Origin of the sequence: Streptomyces sp. NPDC052701, from assembly GCF_040678355.1 — a bacterium.
Lineage (GTDB): Bacteria > Actinomycetota > Actinomycetes > Streptomycetales > Streptomycetaceae > Streptomyces.
Genome location: NZ_JBFATO010000017.1, coordinates 97326 through 116753, shown reverse-complemented (window position 1 = coordinate 116753; position 19428 = coordinate 97326). Strand labels below are relative to the sequence as shown.

General features: G+C 74.3%; 18 protein-coding genes and 2 pseudogenes. 14 read left to right on the top strand and 6 right to left on the bottom strand.

Annotated elements, in window-relative coordinates; translation table 11 throughout:
• Positions 1–48 precede the first annotated feature (48 nt).
• The gene (locus AB0L29_RS20780; RefSeq protein WP_365829166.1) at positions 49–1917 is read left to right on the top strand and encodes a RiPP maturation radical SAM C-methyltransferase; all 1869 of its coding nucleotides are present in this window, start codon (positions 49–51) and stop codon (positions 1915–1917) included.
• A complete protein-coding gene (locus tag AB0L29_RS20775; protein WP_365829164.1) occupies positions 1917–2648 on the top strand; it encodes a DUF5825 family protein in 732 nt (243 codons plus the stop codon). The genes AB0L29_RS20780 and AB0L29_RS20775 overlap by 1 nt, the downstream gene beginning before the upstream one ends.
• A gap of 67 nt (positions 2649–2715) precedes the next feature.
• Here the strand turns inward: AB0L29_RS20775 and AB0L29_RS20770 are convergent, their stop codons facing one another.
• Together AB0L29_RS20770 and AB0L29_RS20765 are read right to left on the bottom strand one after the other, a co-directional pair.
• On the bottom strand, positions 2716–2889 hold the full coding sequence (locus AB0L29_RS20770; RefSeq protein WP_365829162.1) for a hypothetical protein: 174 nt from the start codon (positions 2887–2889) through the stop codon (positions 2716–2718).
• A gap of 44 nt (positions 2890–2933) precedes the next feature.
• Positions 2934–4094, bottom strand: coding sequence for an SGNH/GDSL hydrolase family protein (locus AB0L29_RS20765; RefSeq protein ID WP_365829161.1), 1161 nt, complete (start codon positions 4092–4094; stop codon positions 2934–2936).
• 563 nt (positions 4095–4657) lie between these two features.
• Between AB0L29_RS20765 and AB0L29_RS20760 the strand changes: the two genes are divergently transcribed.
• From AB0L29_RS20760 to AB0L29_RS20735, 6 genes are all read left to right on the top strand, one after another.
• Positions 4658–5110 (top strand): ATP-binding protein, encoded by a 453-nt coding sequence (locus tag AB0L29_RS20760; protein ID WP_365829159.1) that lies wholly within the window; start codon positions 4658–4660, stop codon positions 5108–5110.
• A 198-nt stretch (positions 5111–5308) separates the two neighbouring features.
• Complete coding sequence (locus AB0L29_RS20755) at positions 5309–5611, top strand: hypothetical protein (RefSeq protein WP_365829157.1); 303 nt, start codon at positions 5309–5311, stop codon at positions 5609–5611.
• Between the two features lie 300 nt (positions 5612–5911).
• Positions 5912–7159, top strand: coding sequence for a cytochrome P450 (locus AB0L29_RS20750; RefSeq protein WP_365829155.1), 1248 nt, complete (start codon positions 5912–5914; stop codon positions 7157–7159).
• A 424-nt stretch (positions 7160–7583) separates the two neighbouring features.
• A complete protein-coding gene (locus AB0L29_RS20745; RefSeq protein ID WP_365829153.1) occupies positions 7584–8783 on the top strand; it encodes a CaiB/BaiF CoA-transferase family protein in 1200 nt (399 codons plus the stop codon).
• Positions 8784–9012: 229 nt separating this feature from the next.
• On the top strand, positions 9013–10506 hold the full coding sequence (locus tag AB0L29_RS20740) for a cytosine permease (RefSeq protein ID WP_365829151.1): 1494 nt from the start codon (positions 9013–9015) through the stop codon (positions 10504–10506).
• Between the two features lie 564 nt (positions 10507–11070).
• Complete coding sequence (locus AB0L29_RS20735; protein ID WP_365829149.1) at positions 11071–11478, top strand: SseB family protein; 408 nt, start codon at positions 11071–11073, stop codon at positions 11476–11478.
• Here the strand turns inward: AB0L29_RS20735 and AB0L29_RS20730 are convergent.
• On the bottom strand, positions 11432–11872 hold the full coding sequence (locus AB0L29_RS20730) for a MarR family transcriptional regulator (protein WP_365829147.1): 441 nt from the start codon (positions 11870–11872) through the stop codon (positions 11432–11434). The genes AB0L29_RS20735 and AB0L29_RS20730 overlap by 47 nt on opposite strands.
• 542 nt (positions 11873–12414) lie before the next feature.
• Here AB0L29_RS20730 and AB0L29_RS20725 point away from each other — a divergent pair.
• The 6 genes and pseudogenes from AB0L29_RS20725 to AB0L29_RS20700 form a co-directional block, all read left to right on the top strand.
• Positions 12415–12669: pseudogene (locus AB0L29_RS20725) on the top strand (ArsR family transcriptional regulator); the annotation flags it as partial.
• Between the two features lie 562 nt (positions 12670–13231).
• Positions 13232–13696, top strand: coding sequence for a fluoride efflux transporter CrcB (gene crcB, locus AB0L29_RS20720; RefSeq protein ID WP_365829145.1), 465 nt, complete (start codon positions 13232–13234; stop codon positions 13694–13696).
• Positions 13697–13826: 130 nt separating this feature from the next.
• The gene (crcB, locus tag AB0L29_RS20715; protein ID WP_365829219.1) at positions 13827–14201 is read left to right on the top strand and encodes a fluoride efflux transporter CrcB; all 375 of its coding nucleotides are present in this window, start codon (positions 13827–13829) and stop codon (positions 14199–14201) included.
• A 285-nt stretch (positions 14202–14486) separates the two neighbouring features.
• Positions 14487–15164 carry a FadR/GntR family transcriptional regulator gene (locus tag AB0L29_RS20710; RefSeq protein ID WP_365829218.1) on the top strand — a complete coding sequence of 226 codons (678 nt, stop codon included), beginning with the start codon at positions 14487–14489 and terminating at the stop codon, positions 15162–15164.
• A gap of 149 nt (positions 15165–15313) precedes the next feature.
• Positions 15314–15532, top strand: a pseudogene (locus AB0L29_RS20705) (L-asparagine permease); the annotation flags it as partial.
• 32 nt (positions 15533–15564) lie between these two features.
• Complete coding sequence (locus AB0L29_RS20700; protein WP_365829217.1) at positions 15565–16587, top strand: asparaginase; 1023 nt, start codon at positions 15565–15567, stop codon at positions 16585–16587.
• Between the two features lie 355 nt (positions 16588–16942).
• On the opposite strand, the gene AB0L29_RS20695 is transcribed toward AB0L29_RS20700, so the two are convergent.
• From AB0L29_RS20695 to AB0L29_RS20685, 3 genes are all read right to left on the bottom strand, one after another.
• Positions 16943–17374 (bottom strand): DUF6234 family protein, encoded by a 432-nt coding sequence (locus AB0L29_RS20695; RefSeq protein ID WP_365829144.1) that lies wholly within the window; start codon positions 17372–17374, stop codon positions 16943–16945.
• A gap of 177 nt (positions 17375–17551) precedes the next feature.
• Positions 17552–18733, bottom strand: coding sequence for a serine hydrolase (locus tag AB0L29_RS20690; protein ID WP_365829142.1), 1182 nt, complete (start codon positions 18731–18733; stop codon positions 17552–17554).
• A 232-nt stretch (positions 18734–18965) separates the two neighbouring features.
• Positions 18966–19367 (bottom strand): nuclear transport factor 2 family protein, encoded by a 402-nt coding sequence (locus AB0L29_RS20685; RefSeq protein WP_365829140.1) that lies wholly within the window; start codon positions 19365–19367, stop codon positions 18966–18968.
• Positions 19368–19428: the final 61 nt, after the last annotated feature.

The following is a 19428-nucleotide window of genomic DNA, read 5'->3' as shown; positions in this document are numbered from 1 at the left end:
GCCCGTGCCCGTCCTCCGTCATCGTCACCGACTCCTGGGTAGGCATCTGTGAAACTCCTGTTGATCGCCATGCCGTGGCAAGGGCTCGACACCCCGTCCAGCGCACTGGGCATTCTGGGGCAGTGTGTCCGTAAGAACGCCGCCGACTGGGCCGTCGACGAGCTGTACGTCAACCTCCGATGGGCCGAACACCTGATGCGGGAGAGTAACGGCTCCATCACAACGGCGGATTACGGCAACGTCGCGGATCAGGTCTTTCACGGCGTGGGCGACTGGGTGTTCACGCCGGCGCTGTACGACGTCGACAGCTATCAAGTCGATGAGTACTCGGATTTCCTCGAGCAGCGGGGCATGGACCCGACGCTTCCCGTCGCGATGCAGAAGCACGCCCGGGAGTTCATCCGGAATATGGCGGCCGAGATCGCCGCCGATCCACCCGACGTGGTCGGGTTCACGAGCACCTTCATGCAGAACGTGCCGTCTCTCGCAATGGCCCGGGAGCTGAAGAAACTCGTGCCGGGCATCCTCACGGTGCTCGGCGGCAGCAACTGCGACGGAGTCCAAGGTCCTGCCCTGCATCGGAATTTCGAGCAACTCGATTTCGTGGTGAGCGGTGAGGGCGAGCGGGCACTGCCCGCGTTGCTGAACTGCATCGCCAAGGGTGAGTCTCCCGCCTGCGTTCCGGGGCTCAGCTGGAAGGGGGGCGGCGGGCAGACGGTGGTGAATCCGCAGGCCAAGGCGGCACTGCCGTTCGCCATGGTGCCCGCACCCGATTACGACAGCTACTTCCGGGCACTCGAAACGTCACCCGTCCGGCATCACGTCCGTCCGATGCTGGTGCTGGAGACCTCCCGCGGCTGCTGGTGGGGAGAAGCCCATCAGTGCACGTTCTGCGGCCTGAACGGATCGAACATCGATTTTCGGAGCAAAGCCCCTGAGCGCATCGCCCAGGAAGTCAGGGATCTCGCCGCTCGTTACCAGGTTCTCGATCTGGTCATGGTGGACAACATTCTCGACATGAAGTATCTCAATACGGCCATGCCTGAGATAGCTGCCCTCGACTGCGATCTGAGAATCCACTACGAAATCAAGTCCAACATGAACCGGACGCAATTGCGTAAACTGAAAGAGGCGAACGTCCTGTTCGTGCAACCCGGTATCGAAAGTCTGAGCAGCCATGTGCTGCGCCTTATGGACAAGGGCGTCAGCGCCGCGCACAATGTGCGGATGCTGCGTGACGGGCAGGATCTCGGTCTCAACGTGACATGGAGCATCCTCTACGGTTTCCCCGGTGAGACCGAGGACGACTACCGCAGGCTGCTCAAGAAAATGGCTGCGCTCGAACATCTGGAGCCGCCGAGCGGGGCTTGGCGCATAGCGCTTGAGCGGTTCAGTCCGTACTTCGAGGATCCCACCCAGGGGTTTATGTTCCGCCGTCCGTCAGAGATATACGACTTCATCTACCAGGTTCCACGGGATCAGCTGTACGACATGGTTTTCTTCTTCGACACCAGCGTCCAGGGAATCTCGGGTCCCATCGAGGACGAGATGAAGCAGGCATGCGAGGAATGGGCCAAGGCATATCCGCAGAGCACCCTCTCCTATTGGACCGACGACCGAGGCCGGGTCGTCATCGAAGATCGCCGTGCCAGCTGGCCGGAGGAAATGATCGAGCTGGACGACCTCCAGAGCAATGCGTACCTCGGCATGTTCCAGGTGGCTGGCCGGGAGGGCATACGCCGACGGCTCGCCGAAGGCGGACACGCCGTCGGGGAGGGGGACATCGAGGAGATGCTCCACTACTTCGTCGACCGGGGCCTGGCCTTCGAGGACGAGGGACGCTACGTGAGCGTCGCACTCGAGGTCGACCCGTACCGACGCAAGCTGATCAACGGCAAGGAGGTCGCGGCGTCGTGATGAGCGCGATGATGGACATCGGTGAACTCAGGGCGCGGGCTTCCGGCGAGGGCGGCGCCTCGCCCGATGGCCGGCCCGCGACCGCGACGCTCATCCTCGGCACCGGCGGGGCCGAGCTCCCGGCTGCCACCGAGCTGGCGGCGCTGCTGCTCCGGGTGCCCGTCGCCGGGGTGCGGCTGACGGAGCCTGCGGACTTCTCGGCCCTCCCCGGCCACGTGATCGTGCGGATCATCGCGCTGATTCGCGAGTGCTCCTCGGTCGGCGCCCGGGTCACCTGGTCACTGACGCTGGGCCCGGAACAGCTCGACCTGATCCCGCGGCTCGACCACCTGCCCGCACCCAACCGGATTACCGTACGGGAGGAGGGGACCATCCCCGTCGACCGGTGGCGGTCCTCCCGCCGGTTCGGCCTCCTCTACTTCCGCAAGGGGCCGGCGTTCCTGTCCGTCGTCGACCAGCGCCCCGAATTCGGCAGCCGGATCCTCGTGGACGACCCCGTCCTGATGGATGTCTTCCGTCGAGGCCTGGAAGGATGCACATGGGCCGGGCTGACCCGGGACCCGCGATGCGCCACCGCCGCGCGGGACCTGGTGGGCAGGGGCCTGCTCCTGCGCATCGGGGAGCACTGCGTGACCCTTCCGGTGCACATGCGCTCATGGCCCTTGGGGGTGGCACTACTGGGCGGAACCTTGGCCTCGGCGGGGAAGAGATCGGACGATGGTACGGAGTAGTCGAGGGGTTGCCGGGGATGGGGTTCCTGTCGTAAGGGGTGTGGGGCTCGTACTCCTCGGCCTACCGTCACCAGTCCCCGTGCTCCTCCACCACGGTGGCGAGCAGTGCGTCGGCCCGGTGCCGGTCCTCGCTCCGGGTGCACAGCACCTGGTGGACCTCCTGGAGCCGGGCCGGGCCGGGGCGGCCGGGTCGCGGTCCTCCACCGCGTGGATCATCGGCGCGGCGATCAGGTCCGGGCACCCGGTGAGCGGCCGGCGGGTGGCAGGGGGCACGCCGGCGGGGTCTCAACTCCGGCCGGCGGGGGCGGAGCCGAAGGGGCCGTCCGTGCCGAAGGCGAGGGGGAGGAAGCGCTCGGCCATGCGCGCGTAGCCCTCGGCGCTGGGGTGCAGCCCGTCGGGGAGGTCGTCCACGTCGTCCTCGCCGAAGAGGGAGAGCCCGTCGATGACGTGCAGGTGGCGGTCGCCCTCCTCGCGGCGGACGCCGACGTGCTCGTGGAGCAGTTCGCGGATGCGGCTCAGGGTGAGCGCGCCGGGGGCGAGGTCGTCGGGCCGGTCGACGGTGCGGGTCCGCAGGTCCGGTCCGGGGAACGTGGGGCCCGGGTGCCGCTCGGCGGCGGGGCAGACGATCGGTGTGATCACCGCGATCGGCGTCTCGGGGTGCCCTTCGCGCACGGTGTCGAGAAAGCCGTGGAAGGCCGGTACGAACGCGCGTTCGCGCATGGTGTCGGCATTGAGGACGTTGATGCCCAGCTCCAGGCTGATCGCCGTGGCGGGGAGGTCCCGGACGGCACGGGCCATGAACGGGTCGAGGTGGCACTGGCCGCCGATGGCGAGGTTGACCAGCGAGCGGCCCGCGGCCCGGGCCACGATGGCCGGCCACGTCCCGGTGGGACGGTCGGCCTCGGCGCACTGGCTGATCGAGCTGCCGTGGTGCACCCACAGCGGCCCGCCGGCCGGCGCCCGCCGCAGCCTCGCCCCGTCGGGAACGCGCACGTCGAGCAGCTTCATGGCGGCGGCGGAGGGGAACCAGATCTCGATACGGCGTTCCTCGCCGGCCGCGCCCGGCTCGAACCGCACGGTGGCCGTGCCGCCGGGGCGAACGTCCCTGTCCGCCGTGTTCAGGTCCCAGAACAGGAGCGTCTCCGTCGCCGTCGTCACGGGCTCGCGCGGCACCCCGTCCACCACGAGGTCGAACACGCTCCCGGGGGAGGCCATGCCGGGGGGCAGCGCCCTGGTGAGTTCGACGTCCAGTTCCACCGCCCCGGCGTCGGTGAGGGCCTCCAGACGCACCCCCGACGGCATGGCGCTGGACAGGTCGAAGACGGGGTCGCCCAACCGTTCGCGGCCCCGGCGCGGCGAGCGGTGGAAGGTGACCCCGGCCGGGTCGGCGGCCACATCGACCGCGCCCACGACGCAGTCCAGGGCGGTCTCGAACACGGAACGCATCGATTTCCCTTCGCAGGTGCCTCCTTGAGGGATGTCCCGGAGCCGGCGTATCACGCCGGGCCGCCGGAAACGGGCCGCCGGAAACGACTGCCGGTAGCGGACCGACGGGAGCGGGTTCCCCCTCCCGCGGGCGGACGCCCATGCCACCGCCGGGGCGACGGCCGTGGCGGCACCCCGGCTCCCGTTCCGCCGGCCGCTCCTGGTCCCGGGCACCGCCAGGACCGGCCGTCCGGAGGAGAACCTCGCAGCGGAACGCCTCCGGCTGACTCCCGCCCACCGCACGTGCCTCGACCGTCTGTCCTCGCAGGCGTGGAGCACACCGTCGGCACCCGCGGCATCACGCACGGTCGTGACGGAACTCCACGAGACGTCCTGGCGGGCCGACATTCCGGGGAGAGCCCGCGAAGAAGGCATGAAGACCGGCAGTGTCGCCGTGTGCCGACGCGGGCGCGGGCCATAAGCGGACCAGGCGAGCACGAGGACGAACGGCGCCCCGGGAGTGACACCCATGTCCCGGGGAGACGGCCGGGCGCCGTGGGGGAACGGCGACGACGGGAGCGACCATGACCGGTGCGATGGCGGGAGGAGAGGGCAGGGGGGACCCCTCGGTGCCGTCGATACGGGCGAGGGCGGCCTTCGAGGGCGAAACGGAGTCGATCGCCGAGGCCAGACGGTTCGCCGCCGACTTCCTGACCCGGCTTCGGGAGCGGGGCGCCGCCGTCTCGCCGGGGGCCGCGGGATCCGTGCAGCTCGTCGTCAGCGAACTGGTGACGAACGCGATGAAGTACGCCCCGGGGCCGTGCCTGCTGGACCTGGAACTCGTCGGCGACCGCCTGGAGATCACCGTGTGGGACAGCAGTCCGGAGCTGCCCGTCGTGGCGCCTCCCGAGCCGGGCCGGGTGGGCGGTCACGGACTGGAGATCGTTGCGGCACTGACCCTCGGCCTGGAGGTGCGGCGGACGCCGGTCGGCAAGTGCGTCACCGGCCGGGTCGCCGTCCTGGCGGCCGGGACGTGAGCCCTGTCGGCAGGCAGGGCTCCACCACCAGGCCGCGACGGGCCGGCCGGTCGTCCCGCCGGGCCGCGGCCCCGCCGACGGCTCGCCCCTCCCGCCGACGCCGAACGCGTCGACGGCGGGCCGCAGGAGGTGGGCGGCGCCGGGCCCGCGGCCCGGCCGGAACCGCATGCCCGCGGCCCTTCGGGGAACCCGGGGGCCGTGGCGAGAACACGACGTTACGCGGTGGCGGCATCCGGCCGCTGGTGGGACGAGGAGGACGGGCGCTGGCTCCCCGCCGGGGAGGTGCACGCCTGGGAACAGGGGATGAACCAGACCGTGTGCGGCTTGTCCCTGCACCGGTCGCGGCTGTCGCGCTTCGCGTCCGTCCAGTGGGCCGACATCCTGCCCGAATCGGGCGGCGCGGCCGACGCGGTCCGGCGGGTGTGCCCTCGCTGCGCCTCCGCCGTGGGGCGGCGCGACCCGGCCGGCCGTGGCTGGCAGCGGATCAATCCCCGGCCTTAGGGCCTGTCGTCGAACTCCCGCCTGCCCCGCGACGCCCTGCACGCCCTCTCGCCGCACCGGGCGCAGACCCGAATCCCGTATGCGGGACCGCGCCCGGCACGCCGGGAGCACGCACCCGACGCCGCGGGGCCCGCCCTCCGGGCGGACGACGGGAGTTCGACGACAGGCCCTAGGAACGGCCGGCGAACCGGTGGCCCGGGCGAGGCCCCCGGCGAGTGGCGGGAGCACGGGTGCTCCTGGGGCGGGTGGGACTGGTAGGACGCAGGTGTCCCCGGGGGCGGCAGGGGAACCCGCCCCGTCATGGACGCACTCCACCGCCCCGTCGTCGACCGCTCGCTGTCCCTGCTGGCCGAGGGGTACGCCTGGCTGCCCAACCGGATGAGGCGGAGCCCGGACCAAGTGGTGCGCACCCGCCTCATGGGCCGGCCCGCGATGGCCGTGCGGGGACCGGAGGCGGTGCGGTTCTTCTACGACGAGCGGCACGTACGCCGCCACGGCGCCGTCCCCGGGCCGGTGCAGAGCACCCTGTTCGGCCACGGGGCCGTCCACACCCTCGACGGGGACGCCCACCGCGCGCGCAAGGCCCTGTTCCTGCCCCTGCTGCACGTCGACCGGATCGCCGGTGTCGTCGAGCACGTCACCGCCGCGTGGGACGAGGCGGTCTCCTCCTGGACCGGGCGTCCGCGGGTCGTGCTGTTCGACGAGGCGGGCGTGGTGCTCACCCGCGGGATCTGCCGCTGGGCCGGGATCCCCCTGGACGACGAGGAGGCGGAGCCGATGGCCCGCGACCTGGTCGCCATGGTCGACGGGTTCGCCACCCCCGGGCCGCGCCACCTGCGCGCCCGGCGCGCCCGCGCCCGGCAGGAGGCACGGCTGGCCCGACTGGTGGAGGACGTCCGGTCCGGATCGGTCGCCCCGCCCCCCGGCTCGGTCCTCGACCAGGTGTCCCGGCACCCCCACGCGACCGGTGAGCCGCTGGAGCCGAGGACGGCCGCGGTGGAACTGCTCAACGTGATCCGCCCCACCGTCGCCGTCTGCTGGTTCGTCGCCTTCGCGGCGCACGCGCTGCACCGGTGGCCGGAGAACCGGGAGCGGCTGCGGGCGGGCGAGACCGCGTACGCCGCGGCGTTCACGCACGAGGTCCGCCGTTTCTATCCGTTCGCGCCCTTCCTGGGCGGCCGGGCCGTCACGGACCTGTCCTGGCGCGGCGAGCACGTCCCGGCCGGCGGGCTCGTGCTCCTGGACGTCTACGGACAGAACCACGACGAGAAGCTGTGGGGCGATCCGTACGCCTTCCGCCCGCAGCGGTTCCTGGAGCGTCCGGTCGAGCGCGACGAGCTGATCCCGCAGGGCGGCGGCGATCCGCGGGCCGGGCACCGCTGCCCCGGCGAGGGCGTCACCGTCGGGCTGCTGGAGGCCCTCGCGACACGCCTGGCCCGCCTGGAATACACCGTCCCGGAGCAGGACCTGACGATCTCGCTGCGCCGCATCCCGGCGCGGCCGCGCAGCGGCTTCACCGTCACCGAGGTCCGCCCGCCCGCGCTCTGACGCCGAGGAGCGGACGGGACCCGACGGCATCGGGCGCGGATCCACCGACGTGCCGGCTCCCTCTCGGCTCTCCCGGCTCCCCCTCGGCTCTCTCGGCTTCCTCTCGACGAGCGCCTCCCCGGGGCCCGGCGCAGCGCCTCGGGCGGTTGCCGAGCCGGCTTCCCCGCCGAAGCCCGCCCGCAGGCGGCCCGCGCACCTGTGCACCGGCGTGCCGGACGGGGCCGTTCCGCGGGCGCGTGATCCGGCCCGTCCGCCCGCGCGACGGGCCGGACACCCGGGCCGCACCGGGTCCGCGGGCCTTCCCCCGGCAGCCCTCCGCGGCGAGCATGGTGTGATCGAGTACCGCCGCGGCGGCGCGCCCCGCACGGGTGTCCGTCCGTGCGGGCGCCCGGGGCGCGCCGCCCACGCCCCTGGAGGTCGCCGCATGACCGAACGCCCCGCGGACCTGCCGCTGTCCGGCATCACCGTCGTCAGTGTCGAGCAGGCGGTGGCCGCGCCCTTCGCCACCCGCCAGCTGGCCGACCTCGGGGCCCGGGTGATCAAGGTGGAACGGCCCGGGGGCGGCGACTTCGCCCGCCGGTACGACACCACGGTGCACGGCGAGTCGAGCTACTTCGTGTGGCTCAACCGGTCCAAGGAGTCCCTGACACTCGACCTCAAGTCCCGCCGGGGGCGGCACATCCTGGAGCGGCTGCTCGCGGGCGCCGACGTGTTCGTGCAGAACCTGGCGCCGGGCGCGGCCGCCCGGATGGGCCTGGGGGCGGACGCCCTGCGCGAGCGCTTCCCGTCCCTGATGCCGTGTTCCGTCACCGGGTACGGGTCCAGCGGGCCGTGGGCCGGACGCAAGGCGTACGACCTGCTGGTGCAGTGCCAGACCGGCCTGGTCTCGCTGACCGGCGACGAGCACGGCTGCGCACGGACCGGCATCTCGGTCGCCGACATCGCCGCCGGCATGTACGCCTGCTCCGGCGTCCTCACCGCGCTGTTCGTCCGGGCGACCACGGGCGTCGTACGGGCCGTGGAGCTGTCGCTGTTCGAGGCGCTGGCCGAGTGGATGAGCCAGCCCGCCCACTACACCCGCTACGGCGGCACCCAGCCCCCGCGGATCGGCACCCGGCACGCCACCATCGCCCCGTACGGCGCCTTCACCGCGGCCGACGGCAAGGACGTGCTGTTCTCCGTGCAGAACGAACGCGAGTGGGCCGCCCTGTGCGAGCGGTTCCTGCGGCGCCCCGGCCTCGTCGACGACCCGCGCTTCGCCACCGGCGAGGACCGCGTGGCCCACCGGCGGGAGCTCGATGCGATCGTCGCCGCCCGGTTCGGCGAGCTGGACAGCGGCGAGGTGGTGAAGCTGCTGGACGAGGCGGGCATCGCCAACGCCGGGATCAACGACGTGGCGGACTTCCTCGCCCACCCCGTGCTCCGCGAACGCAACCGCTGGCGGGACGTGCCGATCCCCGGGGGATCCGTGGTCTCCTCGCTCCTGCCGCCCGTCGACCTGGCCGGCACCACCGCGCGCATGGACCCCGTCCCCGCCGTCGGGGAGCACACCGACGACATCCTGGCCGAGCTCGGGTACGACGCGGCCGGGATCGCCGGGCTGCGGGCCGACCACGTCGTGTGACGGCCCGGCGGTGACGCCGTGACCGGGTCGGCGCGGCCCCGTCCGCGCCCTCGGCCGGCAGCCGGTCCACGGCCTCGTCCCACACGACTGCCCCTTCGCGCGGATCACGCGGTGGCGTGCCGGGTATGCACCGGTGGAACGGCACTCGCCCAGGGCCGCCGGGCCGCTCCTGACGCCCGGGACCCTCCGCCCAGCCTCCGCCCGACGCTCCCGGACAGGCAGGTCGACCATGACGGACCCTCTCGACGGCCCGCCCGCGGCCCGGCGGCTCCGGGTGGAGACGCACGGTCTGGACGTGATCGGGGACGCCGAGCGCAAGGGCACCCCGCGCACCCTGTTCTGGCCGTGGTTCGGGGCCAACGTCTCCGTCCTCGGCCTGAGCTACGGCGCGTTCGTCCTCGGCTTCGGGATCTCCTTCCCGCAGGCGCTGACCGCCGGAGTGCTCGGCATCGTCTTCTCGTTCCTGCTCTGCGGCCTCGTCGCGGTGGCGGGCAAGCGCGGCTCCGCGCCGACGATGGTGCTCGGCCGCGCCGCGTACGGGGTGCGCGGCAACCGCCTGCCGTCGGTGGTCTCCTGGATGCTGACCGTCGGCTGGGAGACCGTGCTGTGCGCCCTGGCCACCCTGGCCACCGCCACCGTCTTCGGGCGCCTCGGCTGGGGCGGCGGCACGGGGACCAAGGTGGTGGCCCTGGTCCTGGTCAGCGGGCTGACCGTCGTCGTCGGCGTGACGGGTTTCGACCTGATCATGCGGCTGCAGACCGTGATCACCGTGGTGACGGGCGTGCTCACGGCCGCCTACGTCGCGCTCGTCGCCGACCGCGTCCACTGGAGCGCCGTGAGCGCGATCCCCGGGGGCTCCGCCCAGGAGTTCATCGGCGCGCTGGTGTTCATGATGACCGGCTTCGGCCTCGGCTGGGTCAACGCCGCCGCCGACTACTCCCGCTACCTGCCGCGCACCTCCTCGTCCCGGGGCGTGGTCGGCTGGACGGCTCTCGGCGCCTCCCTCGCCCCGTTGCTCCTGCTGGTCCTCGGGCTGCTGCTGGCCGGTTCCTCCGACGCGCTCGGCACGGCCGTCGCCGCCGACCCGATCGGCGCGCTGACGACGATCCTGCCCACCTGGTTCCTGGTGCCGTTCGCCGTGGTCGCGGTGCTCGGCCTGGTCGGCGGCGCGGTCCTCGACATCTACTCCTCGGGCCTGGCCCTGCTCTCCGCGGGCCTGCGCGTCCCGCGCCCGCTGGCCGCCCTCGTCGACGGACTCCTGATGATCGCGGGCTCGGTGTACATCGTGTTCTTCGCCGACGACTTCCTCGGCCCGTTCACGGGCTTCCTGACCACCCTCGGCGTGCCCGTCGCCGCCTGGTGCGGCGTCTTCCTCGCCGACCTGGCCCTGCGCCGCCGCGCCTACGACGAGGCCGACCTGTACCGCCCGCGCGGCCGCTACGGCGACGTACCGCCCGTCCCGCTCCTGCTGACCCTCGCCGCCACCGCCGTCGGCTGGGGCCTGGTCACCAACCCGGCCGCGGGCGGGCTGGACTGGCAGGGCTATCTGCTCGGCCCGCTGGGCCTCGGCGGCCGGTCCGGCTCCTGGGCGTACGCCAACCTCGGCGTGCTGGCCGCCCTCGTCCTCGGCTTCCTCGGCGCCCTGGCGCTGCGGCGCGGCCGCGTCCGGTGGCAGGAGGAACAGGCACCGAGCGCCGCGGACGGGGAGCCGGCGAGCCCCTGAACGACGTCCCGGGCAGCCACGGACTCACCGGCGGTCCCGACGCCGCCACCGGACGGCTCACCGCCACCCGCCGTGCGGTGCGTCCCCGCCGGCCCCGGCGGGGCCCTGGCCGCACCGGCGCGGAGGCGCTCGCCGTCGCCGGGGCGTGCCGGCGCGGACGAGACGGGCCATTCCGCCCGGCACGGTCGTCACGGCCCGGCGTCGGCGCGTGCGGGCGCGGACGACGGCTTCCCCGCCGAGGCACCGGAGGTGAGGGACCCGGACCGGCCGCTCCTCCGGGTGACGGCCGTCGCCGCGGTACTCCGGCATGGGGCCGAAAAGCCCCGGCAGGCCCCGCGGTGACGGGTGCGCGCAGGCCCGTCCCGGCCGGGCCTCCCGGCGGGGCGGGACGGCCGCGACCGCCCCGGTCCGCCCCCCGGCTCCTCCACCCGTGTCCGACGATCCCTCGAACCTCATCGGTCCCGCAGGATTGCGCTACGGCCGATCGGGTACGCGAGGCGGAACGCGCCCGGCCCGATCATCTCCCGGGCGGGCCGCACGACCACCGCTACCAGGGGATCTGCCATGGAGACACCCGCCGACAACCACGGCCCCACGCCCGCCCAGCATGCTCTGGACGTGCTCGCCGGGAACACCGAGGACACGGCGGCGCTGGACGCGCTGGCCAACAGCGACGTCCTCGTCCCGGTGCCCGACGACGCGAACGAGGAGGACGCGGACGACCCCGCCCTGGTGGCGCTGCCGGTCCTGGAACAGCCGGACGGCGAGACGGTGGTGCCCGTGTTCACCTCGGAACGGGAGATGACCGGCCTGCTGCCGTTCGTCTCCCGCTACCGCCTCGTGCCGCTCGGCGCCCTCGCCGCGCAGTGGCCCGCCGACGACCTGTCGCTCAGCATCGACGGCAGCTCCGAGCACCGTCTGACGCTCACCTCGGAGGGGGTACGCACCCTGCTGGCACGTCCGCAGTACTGACGTCCCCCTCGCCCAGCGTGCGGGCCAGCGCGGCGCGCTGCAGCGGCAGCACCCGGGCGTGCAGGTCGCGGCCCTTCTGGGTGAGGGCGACGAAGACGCCGCGCCGGTCCTCGGCGCAGACGGACCGGGTGACCAGGCCCTCCTTCTCCAGCCGGGCGATGAGGCGGGACAGCGCGCTCTGACTGAGGTGGACCCGGCCTACCAGGTTCTGCACCCGGCACTGGTCGGCCTCCTCGGGCGCCGCGCCGGCGAGGATGTCCAGCACCTCGAAGTCGGAGGCGCCCAGGCCGTGCGGATGCAGCGCGCGGTCGATCTCGCACAGGGTGCGCGCGTGCACCGAGAGGATGTCCCGCCACCGTTCCTCGAGCCGCGCACCGGCCGTCTCAGCTGCCATACGGGAACGGTAACACCGGTGCGACCATTCGATGAATGTGCAACTACTGCTGGACGGCGGCCGGCCGGCGGACCGGGCGGGCGGCTCCTGCGCGAGCCCGGCGGGCAGGCGCCGGCCCGGTGCCCGTGGCCGGGCGGACCCGGCGGACGGACGACGTGACGAGCACCGCGGAGGCCGTCCCCGACGGCCGCGGCCTCGGCGTCGTCCCCGGGAGACGGCTGGGCCGCCGTTCCCGGCAACGACCGGGCCCCGTCCGCCGCCTCCTTCGGCAACGGCCTGGAGAACCGGGCCCCGTCCGGCTGCGGCGACCGGGCGCTGTCGTCGATGGCGTGGTTCGGCCACCGTTGACGACAGCACCTTCGGGGTCCGGCCGCCGCCGTGCGACCGGACCTTCCCGTGTCATCCGGCACGGGGGCCGGACGGCCCTGCTCCACGAAGCCGTCCGCTACCGGTCAAGGGCCGCCGAGTCCCGGGCGGAACGGCATTCGCCGCGCCACAGTGGGAAAAGGCGGTACGAGGAGGCCCGGACGAAGGGGGACGAGATGCTGAGGGCTCCCGTCGGTGCGGCGCGTCTGGACATCCTGGACTGGCTGAAGGAACCGGGCCCGGCCGCGGACGGCGTCACCGCGGACGCGGTCGCCGCGCGGTTCGGCATGCCCCGCCCGGTCGCCGCCACCCACCTGCGGCTGCTCGCCGCCACCGGAACGCTGCGCGCCGGCACGGTCGCGGGCCGCACCCGCTACCGGCGCGACGAGGTGCGGATCGCCGAGGTCGCGCGCATGTTCGAGAAGGGCTGGTCGGGGGCGCAGCGGTCGCACGGCGAGGAAGAGGAACAGGCACCCGTGGCCGGCTCGTCCCATCCGTCCCGCTCCGGTACGCCGCGATCGGCGGCCCTGGCCCCGGCCCCGAGGGTGTCGTCGCCGATCCCCGCGGCCGGGGGCTGACCGGTGCGGCCGACGGCCGCACCCCCCCGCCGGGAAGGCCCGGCCGATCCGGACGCGACACGCGTCGCGGCGTCGGCCGGGACCGGCGGACGGCCGCTGGGTCTCGATCTCCCGTGCGAGGCCGCCGGCCATCCGGTCCCGGGCAGCACGGGGGAGCGGGGCGTGGCGGTGTGCGAACCGCCCGCCGTGAAACGACTCGTCGGGAAGCGGCCTGCCGTGAAGCGACCTGCCGCGAAGCGACCTGCCGGGAAGTGACCCGCCGCCGCCCGGGCGGTTACGCTGTCGACCGGTCGCGATCACCGCGCGGCGCGGCGGCGGGGCCCGCCGTACCCGAACCGCGGCACCGGCGCCGCCGAGGGTCCCTACGCGCGGCGCGCCCGGCGAGCCCGTGCCCGGTGAGCAGGAGACGTACGACATGACAGCCCCGCAGGCGGAAAGCCTCCGCATCCGGCCCCGCAGCCCTGGGCGGCGGCACGCCTGGCGCGACCAGGCACCCGTCGTCGCGGTGGTCGCACTCGGCGGGGGAGCGGGGGCCGCCGCCCGGTACGCGGCCGCGCTGGGGTGGCCCGCGGGAGCGGGCGGTTTCCCCTGGGCGACCTTCTGGGTCAACGCCGCCGGCTGTGCCGTGATCGGCGTGCTCATGGTGGTCGTCACCGAGATCCGGTCCGCGCACCGCCTGGTGCGCCCCTTCCTCGGCACGGGGGTCCTCGGCGGCTTCACCACCTTCTCGACGTACGCCGTCGACGTCCAGCAGCTCGTCGAGCACGGCCGGATCGGCACGGCACTGGCCTACCTCGCCGCGACCCCGCTCGCGGCGCTCACGGCGGTGTGGCTCGCGGCCACCGCGACCCGCCGCGCACGGGGGAGGAGGCAGCCGTGACGAGGCCGGCCGGCGGGAAGCCGGTACTCCCGGACGGCCGGGGGAGACTCACCCGCGGACCCCGCCTCCGCACGGCCGGGGCCGCCCCCGCCGGCCGGGACGAAACTGACCGGAAGGACGGGAAGCCGTGGTGAACTGGCTGCTGGTCGTCACGGGCGCCATGGTCGGCGCCCCGCTCCGGTACCTCACCGACCGCGCGGTGCGGTCCCGGCACGACTCGGTCCTCCCCTGGGGCACCTTCACCGTCAATGTCGTCGGCTGCTTGGTTTTCGGCGTGCTGACCGGCGCGGCGGTGGCGGGCGCCGCGGACTCCCGGCTCCGGCTGCTGCTCGGCACCGGACTGTGCGGGGCCCTGACGACGTACTCGACCTTCTCTTACGAGACGCTCCGGCTGGCCGAGACGGGTGCCCGCGGTCACGCGGCCCTCAACGTGGTGGCGAGCACGGCGGCCGGCCTGGGCGCGGCGTTCGCGGGCGTGGCGCTGGCCCGCGGGATCTGGGCCTAGACGTCCTGCCCGGGGAGGCCGGGGAGGGAGCGCCTGGACGTGGCGCCCTGTGAGCCCGGTTCCCGCCCGCGTGCGGCGGGGCGGTCGCTCCCCGGCCGTCCCCGGCCGCCCGAGCGGAACCGGATCCCGCGAGCGTCGTCCTCCTCACGAGTGGCCGCTCCCGGATGACTTCCTTCACGCGCCTCGGCGCCCGCCTTGACAGCCGTCGCACGCCCCCCGCAGGATCACCCCGTGAACCTGTCAGACAGCCAGACAGGTGGTGCGGGACCGCGGCGCGTCAGTGCGATGGAAGCGGTGCTCGCCCACCTCCGCGGCGCCATCGAACGCGGCGAGTACGCCATCGGCGCCAAACTGCCCTCCGAGGCGGAACTGTGCCGCACCCTGGAGGTCTCCCGGCCCGTGCTGCGCGAGGCGCTGCGGGCCCTGCAGACCATGGGGCTGACCGTCTCCAGGACGGGCAAGGGCACCTTCGTCGTCGCCAGTGCCGTGGAGGACCCCACCTTCGGCGACTACGCGGCCAGCGACCTGCTGGAGGTGCGCCGCCACGTCGAGATCCCGGTCGCCGGGTACGCCGCGCGGCGCCGCACCCCGGAGAACCTCGACCACCTGACCCGCCTGCTGGACCGCATGGAGCGGGAGACGGACACCACCGCGTGGGCCGCGATGGACACCCTCTTCCATCTCGCCGTGGCCGAGGCCGCCCAGAACCCGGTGTTCCGACGGGTCATCGAGGAGATCCGGGACGCGCTGGCCCGTCAGTCCGCCTTCCTCAACGAACTGGGCGGCCGGCGCGAGCAGTCCGACCGTGAGCACCGGGCGATCGTCGAGGCGCTGATCGACGGCTGCGCGCACGACGCGGAGGAGGCCATGGCCCACCACATCGACCGTGTCGCGACGACCCTCACCGACATCGTGCGCCCGGCACGCCCGGACACCCCCGTGGAAGGCGTGTCCGAGGCGTGAGCGACCGGTTCCCGACCGAGGGCGCCGGCGAACCGGCCGGTCACGTCGACGCCGCGGACGCGGGCCACCGCGGGGCCCCCGGGGCCCGGCACACCGGCATGAGCGCCCTCATCCGCCCCCCGTTCCCCCGGCGGAACGCCCGGAGGGACGGTCCGCTCCGTCCCGGCCGCCGGCTGCCGGGCTCCCCTCGGACCGGAATCGTGACGCCGGCGTTCCCCGCCTCCGTCCCGGTCCCCCCGCACGCCGACGGCGGCGCCGGACGCACCACCGTGCTGTGCCCGCCGCCGGTCGCCGCCGCGCCGGCCGCCGGATGGTTCGGCATCCGCGGCCGTGCGGCACGTCAGTCCACCACCGGAGCCGGCGCGTGACGGACGCGCCGGCCGACACCACCCAGGCAGTGATGTACAGCATCTCCCTCCCGGACGCACCCCCTGTCCGCGAACCCCTCCACGCCCCCGTCGCCCACCTCGTACGCGGCGGTGTGGTGGAGGGCGTCCACTACGGTTCCGTCGTCGTCCTCGGCCCCGGCGGAGACGTCCGGTTCCAGCTCGGCGACATCGAGGCCGCCTTCTATCCCCGCTCCGCGCTCAAGCCCGTCCAGGCCGTCGCCATGGTCCGGGCCGGACTCCCGCTCGACGGCGAACTGCTGGCGCTGGCCGCGGCCAGCCACTCCGGTGAGGAGCGCCACCTCTCCGGCGCCCGGCGCATCCTCGAACTCGCCGGGCTCACCGAGGACGCCCTGCGCAACGTCCCGGACCTGCCGTTCGACCCGGTCGTCAGGGACGCCTGGGTGCGCGCGGGCCGCGCCCCCTCCCGCCTCGCCCAGAACTGCTCCGGCAAGCACGCGGCCATGCTCTACACCTGCAAGCTCAACGGCTGGTCCCTGGAGGACTACCTCGACCCCGCCCACCCGCTCCAGCAGGCCGTCGCCGAGATCGCCGAGGACCTCACCGGGCAGCGCATCGCCCACGTGAGCGTCGACGGCTGCGGCGCGCCCCTGTTCTCCGTCTCCCTGCACGGCCTGGCCCGTGCCGCCGCCCGCGTCACCACCGCCGCCCCCGGCACCCCCGAGGCGCGGGTCGCGGACGCCCTGCGCGAGCACGCCGAGATGGCTTCCGGTTCCGGGCGGGACGTGGCCGCGCTGATGCGGGCCGTGCCCGGGCTGCTCGCCAAGGACGGCTTCGAGGGCGTCCAGGTCGCCGCGCTGCCCGACGGGCGGGCCGTCGCCGTGAAGATCGCCGACGGTGCCGACCGGGCGCGGATCCCGGTGGCCGCGGCGGCCCTCGCCCGGGCCGGGGTCGACCCGGCCGCCCTCACCGGGTTCGCGGGGGCGGCGCTGCTCGGCGGTGGCCGTCCGGTCGGGAGCGTGCGGCCGGTCAGCGCCCTCGATCCGGCCGTGCGGCCCGCCTGCGCCACCGTCTGAGAGCAGGCCCGCACCGTCGTGGCCGCCGCAGCCACCCGCAGCGGGCACGACCGGCTCGGCGACCGCACCGAGGCCCGCGCCGGCCTGCTGCGGCCCGGGCCGTGGAGGCCGGCCGGGCGCCGTCCTGCCCCCGCGTCGTCCCCGGGGACCGTCCTGCCCCCGCGTCGTCCCCGGGCGCCGTCCTGCCTCCCCGCCATCCCCCGGGCGTCGTCCTGACCCCCCGTCGTCCCCGGGCCCCGCACGCGCGGCGTGCGGCGCCCGGGGACGGACGAGCGGGGCGAGCCGGTGGCGGGCGTGGCCGCCCTGGACCGCCCCGCGACGCCGGCCGGACCGCCGGTGTTCCGGCGCCCCGGCCTCACGACCCGTCGCACCCGCCGTCGTCCCCGCCGGACGGGCACTGCGCGTGCGGTGCGCTGTGGCCGGGTCCGGGAGCCGGCGGGTGGTCCCGCCGGGACCACTCGCCCTGCGCGACGCCGGTCACGACGAGCAGGGCGAGCCCGGCCAGGGCCTGGACGACGGCGGTGACGTACGCCTTGCCCCGTCCCGCGAGGAACGCCGTCCCCAGGACGAGGGCGGCCACCAGGGCGAGCGTCACGGCGACCGGGGCGAAGCCGGCGTCCGTCTCGCCGCCGCCGAAGGACCGGTGGCCGGCCGCGCTCATGCTCCACAGCAGGGCCACCACCGCCACCACGGCGTCGGCGGCGAGCAGCAGGAGCGCGAGGAGCACGTCCGCCACGGGGTGCGGACGACTCCACTCGGGACCGGGTGCGTCGGGACGCGCGCTCATGCCCCTGGATTCACCTCCCATCGGCCATGTGTCCTGGGGAGAAGCCCTCGGCCTTCTCGGGGGAGCGACCCCGCCCCAGGCCTCTGGACCCGGCGGACCCGGCGACGGGCCGGGCGTGGACGGGTCTTTGGGCGGTGGCCCTCACGCCTGGATCCCCGAACCCGCCCGGTCGGCCGGTCAGCTCGCCGCGACGCGACAGCCCATGAGGCGCAGCGCCAGTGCCACCGCGCCCGCACCCAGCGCGGCGGCCCCCGCGATCGCCCCCGCCGCCGCCCAGCCGGCCCCGTCCTTCTTCGGCGGCACCGCGGGGACGGCGGACACGGCCTGCGGTCCCGGCCGCGGCCGGGACCGCAGGCCGTCCAGCGAGCCCACCGGATCGACCCGCCCGGACGCGGCGAACCCCCAGTCGAGCAGCGACCGGGCCTCCTCGTACACGGCGAAACCGCCGCCCTGCTGGGGGTTCATCACGGTCACCACGAGTGTGCGCCCGTCCCGGCGGGCCGCGGCGACGAGCGTGTGGCCCGCCTCGCTGGTGTAACCGTTCTTGACACCGATCAGCCCCCGGTACGGCCGCACCCCGTCGGCGCCGGTCAGCAGCCGGTTGGTGTTGCGGATCGGGTACGACCAGCCGCCGCCCCGGCCCGGGAACCGGGCCTCGACCGTGGCGCAGTACCGCGCGAAGTCGGGGTTGCGCAGCCCCGCCCGGCCGAAGACCGCCAGGTCGTACGCGGACGACACCTGGCCCGGCGCGTCGTAGCCGTCGGGTGACAGGACACGGGTGTCGTGGGCGCCGAGCGAGCGGGCCTTGGCCTCCATCCGCTCGGCCGTGGCCCGCCGGCCGCCGCTGAGCGTGGCCAGGACCTGAACGGCGTCGTTGCCGGAGTTGAGGAACACCCCGTGCCACAGGTCCGCGACCCGGTACGTGTGTCCCTCGGCGACCCCGACCAGGCTGCTGCCGGATCCGATGCCCTTCAGTTCCTGCTCGCCGACCCTGTGCCGGATGCCGGCCGGCAGCACCGGCAGCACGGTGAGGGCGAACAAGGTCTTCAGGGTGCTGGCGGGCGGCAGTCTGCGGTGCGCGTCGTGCGCGGCGAGCACCTCACCGGTGCGGGCGTCGGCCACCAGCCAGGACAGCGCGGAGACACGCGGCACCCCCGGCGCACCGGGGCGCGGCCGGACGTGCGTGCCCGGGCGGTACAGCAGTGAGGACCGCGGTACCGCGGTCCGGGGCCCACCGTCCGGCGCTCCGGGATCCGCCCCCGTGCGGGCGGCCGCCATGGCGGGGGAGAGCGCCAGCAGGCCCGCCACGCAGAGCGCGCAGGTGGACACGGCAGCCCGGGAAGTAAGTCCGATAGTCATACCGCAAACGTAGGAAGGGACCCGCCGAACACGTCCCTGCCCGGGCCGTAGGGTCCGCACGAACACCCGGACGGGGGATGCGGCGACGGCCCGTCGGTCGCCGGACGGCAGTTCCTCGTGCCTCGTGCCGGGTGCCGGGTGCCGGGTGCCGGAGGCCGGAGGCGGTGAGGCCGGCGGCCGGGAACACGCGGCGTGGGGCGCGGCCCCACGCCTCACGGCCGTGCCTTCGCCTCTATCGGCCCCCTCGCGTCTGCGCCTCCTCGGCGATCCGCTCGAACCGCGCTCCCATCGCCTCCGCCAGCGCCTGCGCGCCGGACAGCGGACGGACCATGACCATGAGGTCGTCGATCAGGCCGTTCTCGTCGACGTGGAGGAAATCGCAGCCGGTGAGCGTGCGGTCGCCGACCCGCGCGGTGAAGACGAGTGCGTGGTCGCGGCCGTCCGCCCCGCCCATCTCGCGCACGTAGCGGAAGTCCTCGAAGACCTGCGCGACGGCACGCAGGATCGCCGCCGTGATCGCCTTGCCGGTGTACGGCTTGAACACGACCGGACTGGTGAAGACGACGTCCTCGGCCAGCAGTGCCTCGACGGCGTCGAGATCGTGTGCCTCGACCGCCTCACGGAATGCCCGCACCGAGCCCCCCATAGTAAATTTGTTGAATAGGTGCTGAGTAGAATAATCAATGGTCGATAGC

Excerpts from the sequence above, each read along its gene's own strand:
- AB0L29_RS20775 (WP_365829164.1), top strand. The coding sequence starts at position 1,917 with ATGAGCGCGATGATGGACATCGGTGAACTCAGGGCGCGGGCTTCCGGC.
- AB0L29_RS20765 (WP_365829161.1), bottom strand. The coding sequence starts at position 4,094 with ATGCGTTCCGTGTTCGAGACCGCCCTGGACTGCGTCGTGGGCGCGGTC.
- AB0L29_RS20760 (WP_365829159.1), top strand. The coding sequence starts at position 4,658 with ATGACCGGTGCGATGGCGGGAGGAGAGGGCAGGGGGGACCCCTCGGTG.
- AB0L29_RS20750 (WP_365829155.1), top strand. The coding sequence starts at position 5,912 with ATGGACGCACTCCACCGCCCCGTCGTCGACCGCTCGCTGTCCCTGCTG.
- AB0L29_RS20745 (WP_365829153.1), top strand. The coding sequence starts at position 7,584 with ATGACCGAACGCCCCGCGGACCTGCCGCTGTCCGGCATCACCGTCGTC.
- AB0L29_RS20740 (WP_365829151.1), top strand. The coding sequence starts at position 9,013 with ATGACGGACCCTCTCGACGGCCCGCCCGCGGCCCGGCGGCTCCGGGTG.
- AB0L29_RS20735 (WP_365829149.1), top strand. The coding sequence starts at position 11,071 with ATGGAGACACCCGCCGACAACCACGGCCCCACGCCCGCCCAGCATGCT.
- AB0L29_RS20730 (WP_365829147.1), bottom strand. The coding sequence starts at position 11,872 with ATGGCAGCTGAGACGGCCGGTGCGCGGCTCGAGGAACGGTGGCGGGAC.
- crcB (WP_365829145.1), top strand. The coding sequence starts at position 13,232 with ATGACAGCCCCGCAGGCGGAAAGCCTCCGCATCCGGCCCCGCAGCCCT.
- AB0L29_RS20710 (WP_365829218.1), top strand. The coding sequence starts at position 14,487 with ATGGAAGCGGTGCTCGCCCACCTCCGCGGCGCCATCGAACGCGGCGAG.
- AB0L29_RS20700 (WP_365829217.1), top strand. The coding sequence starts at position 15,565 with ATGTACAGCATCTCCCTCCCGGACGCACCCCCTGTCCGCGAACCCCTC.
- AB0L29_RS20695 (WP_365829144.1), bottom strand. The coding sequence starts at position 17,374 with ATGAGCGCGCGTCCCGACGCACCCGGTCCCGAGTGGAGTCGTCCGCAC.
- AB0L29_RS20690 (WP_365829142.1), bottom strand. The coding sequence starts at position 18,733 with ATGACTATCGGACTTACTTCCCGGGCTGCCGTGTCCACCTGCGCGCTC.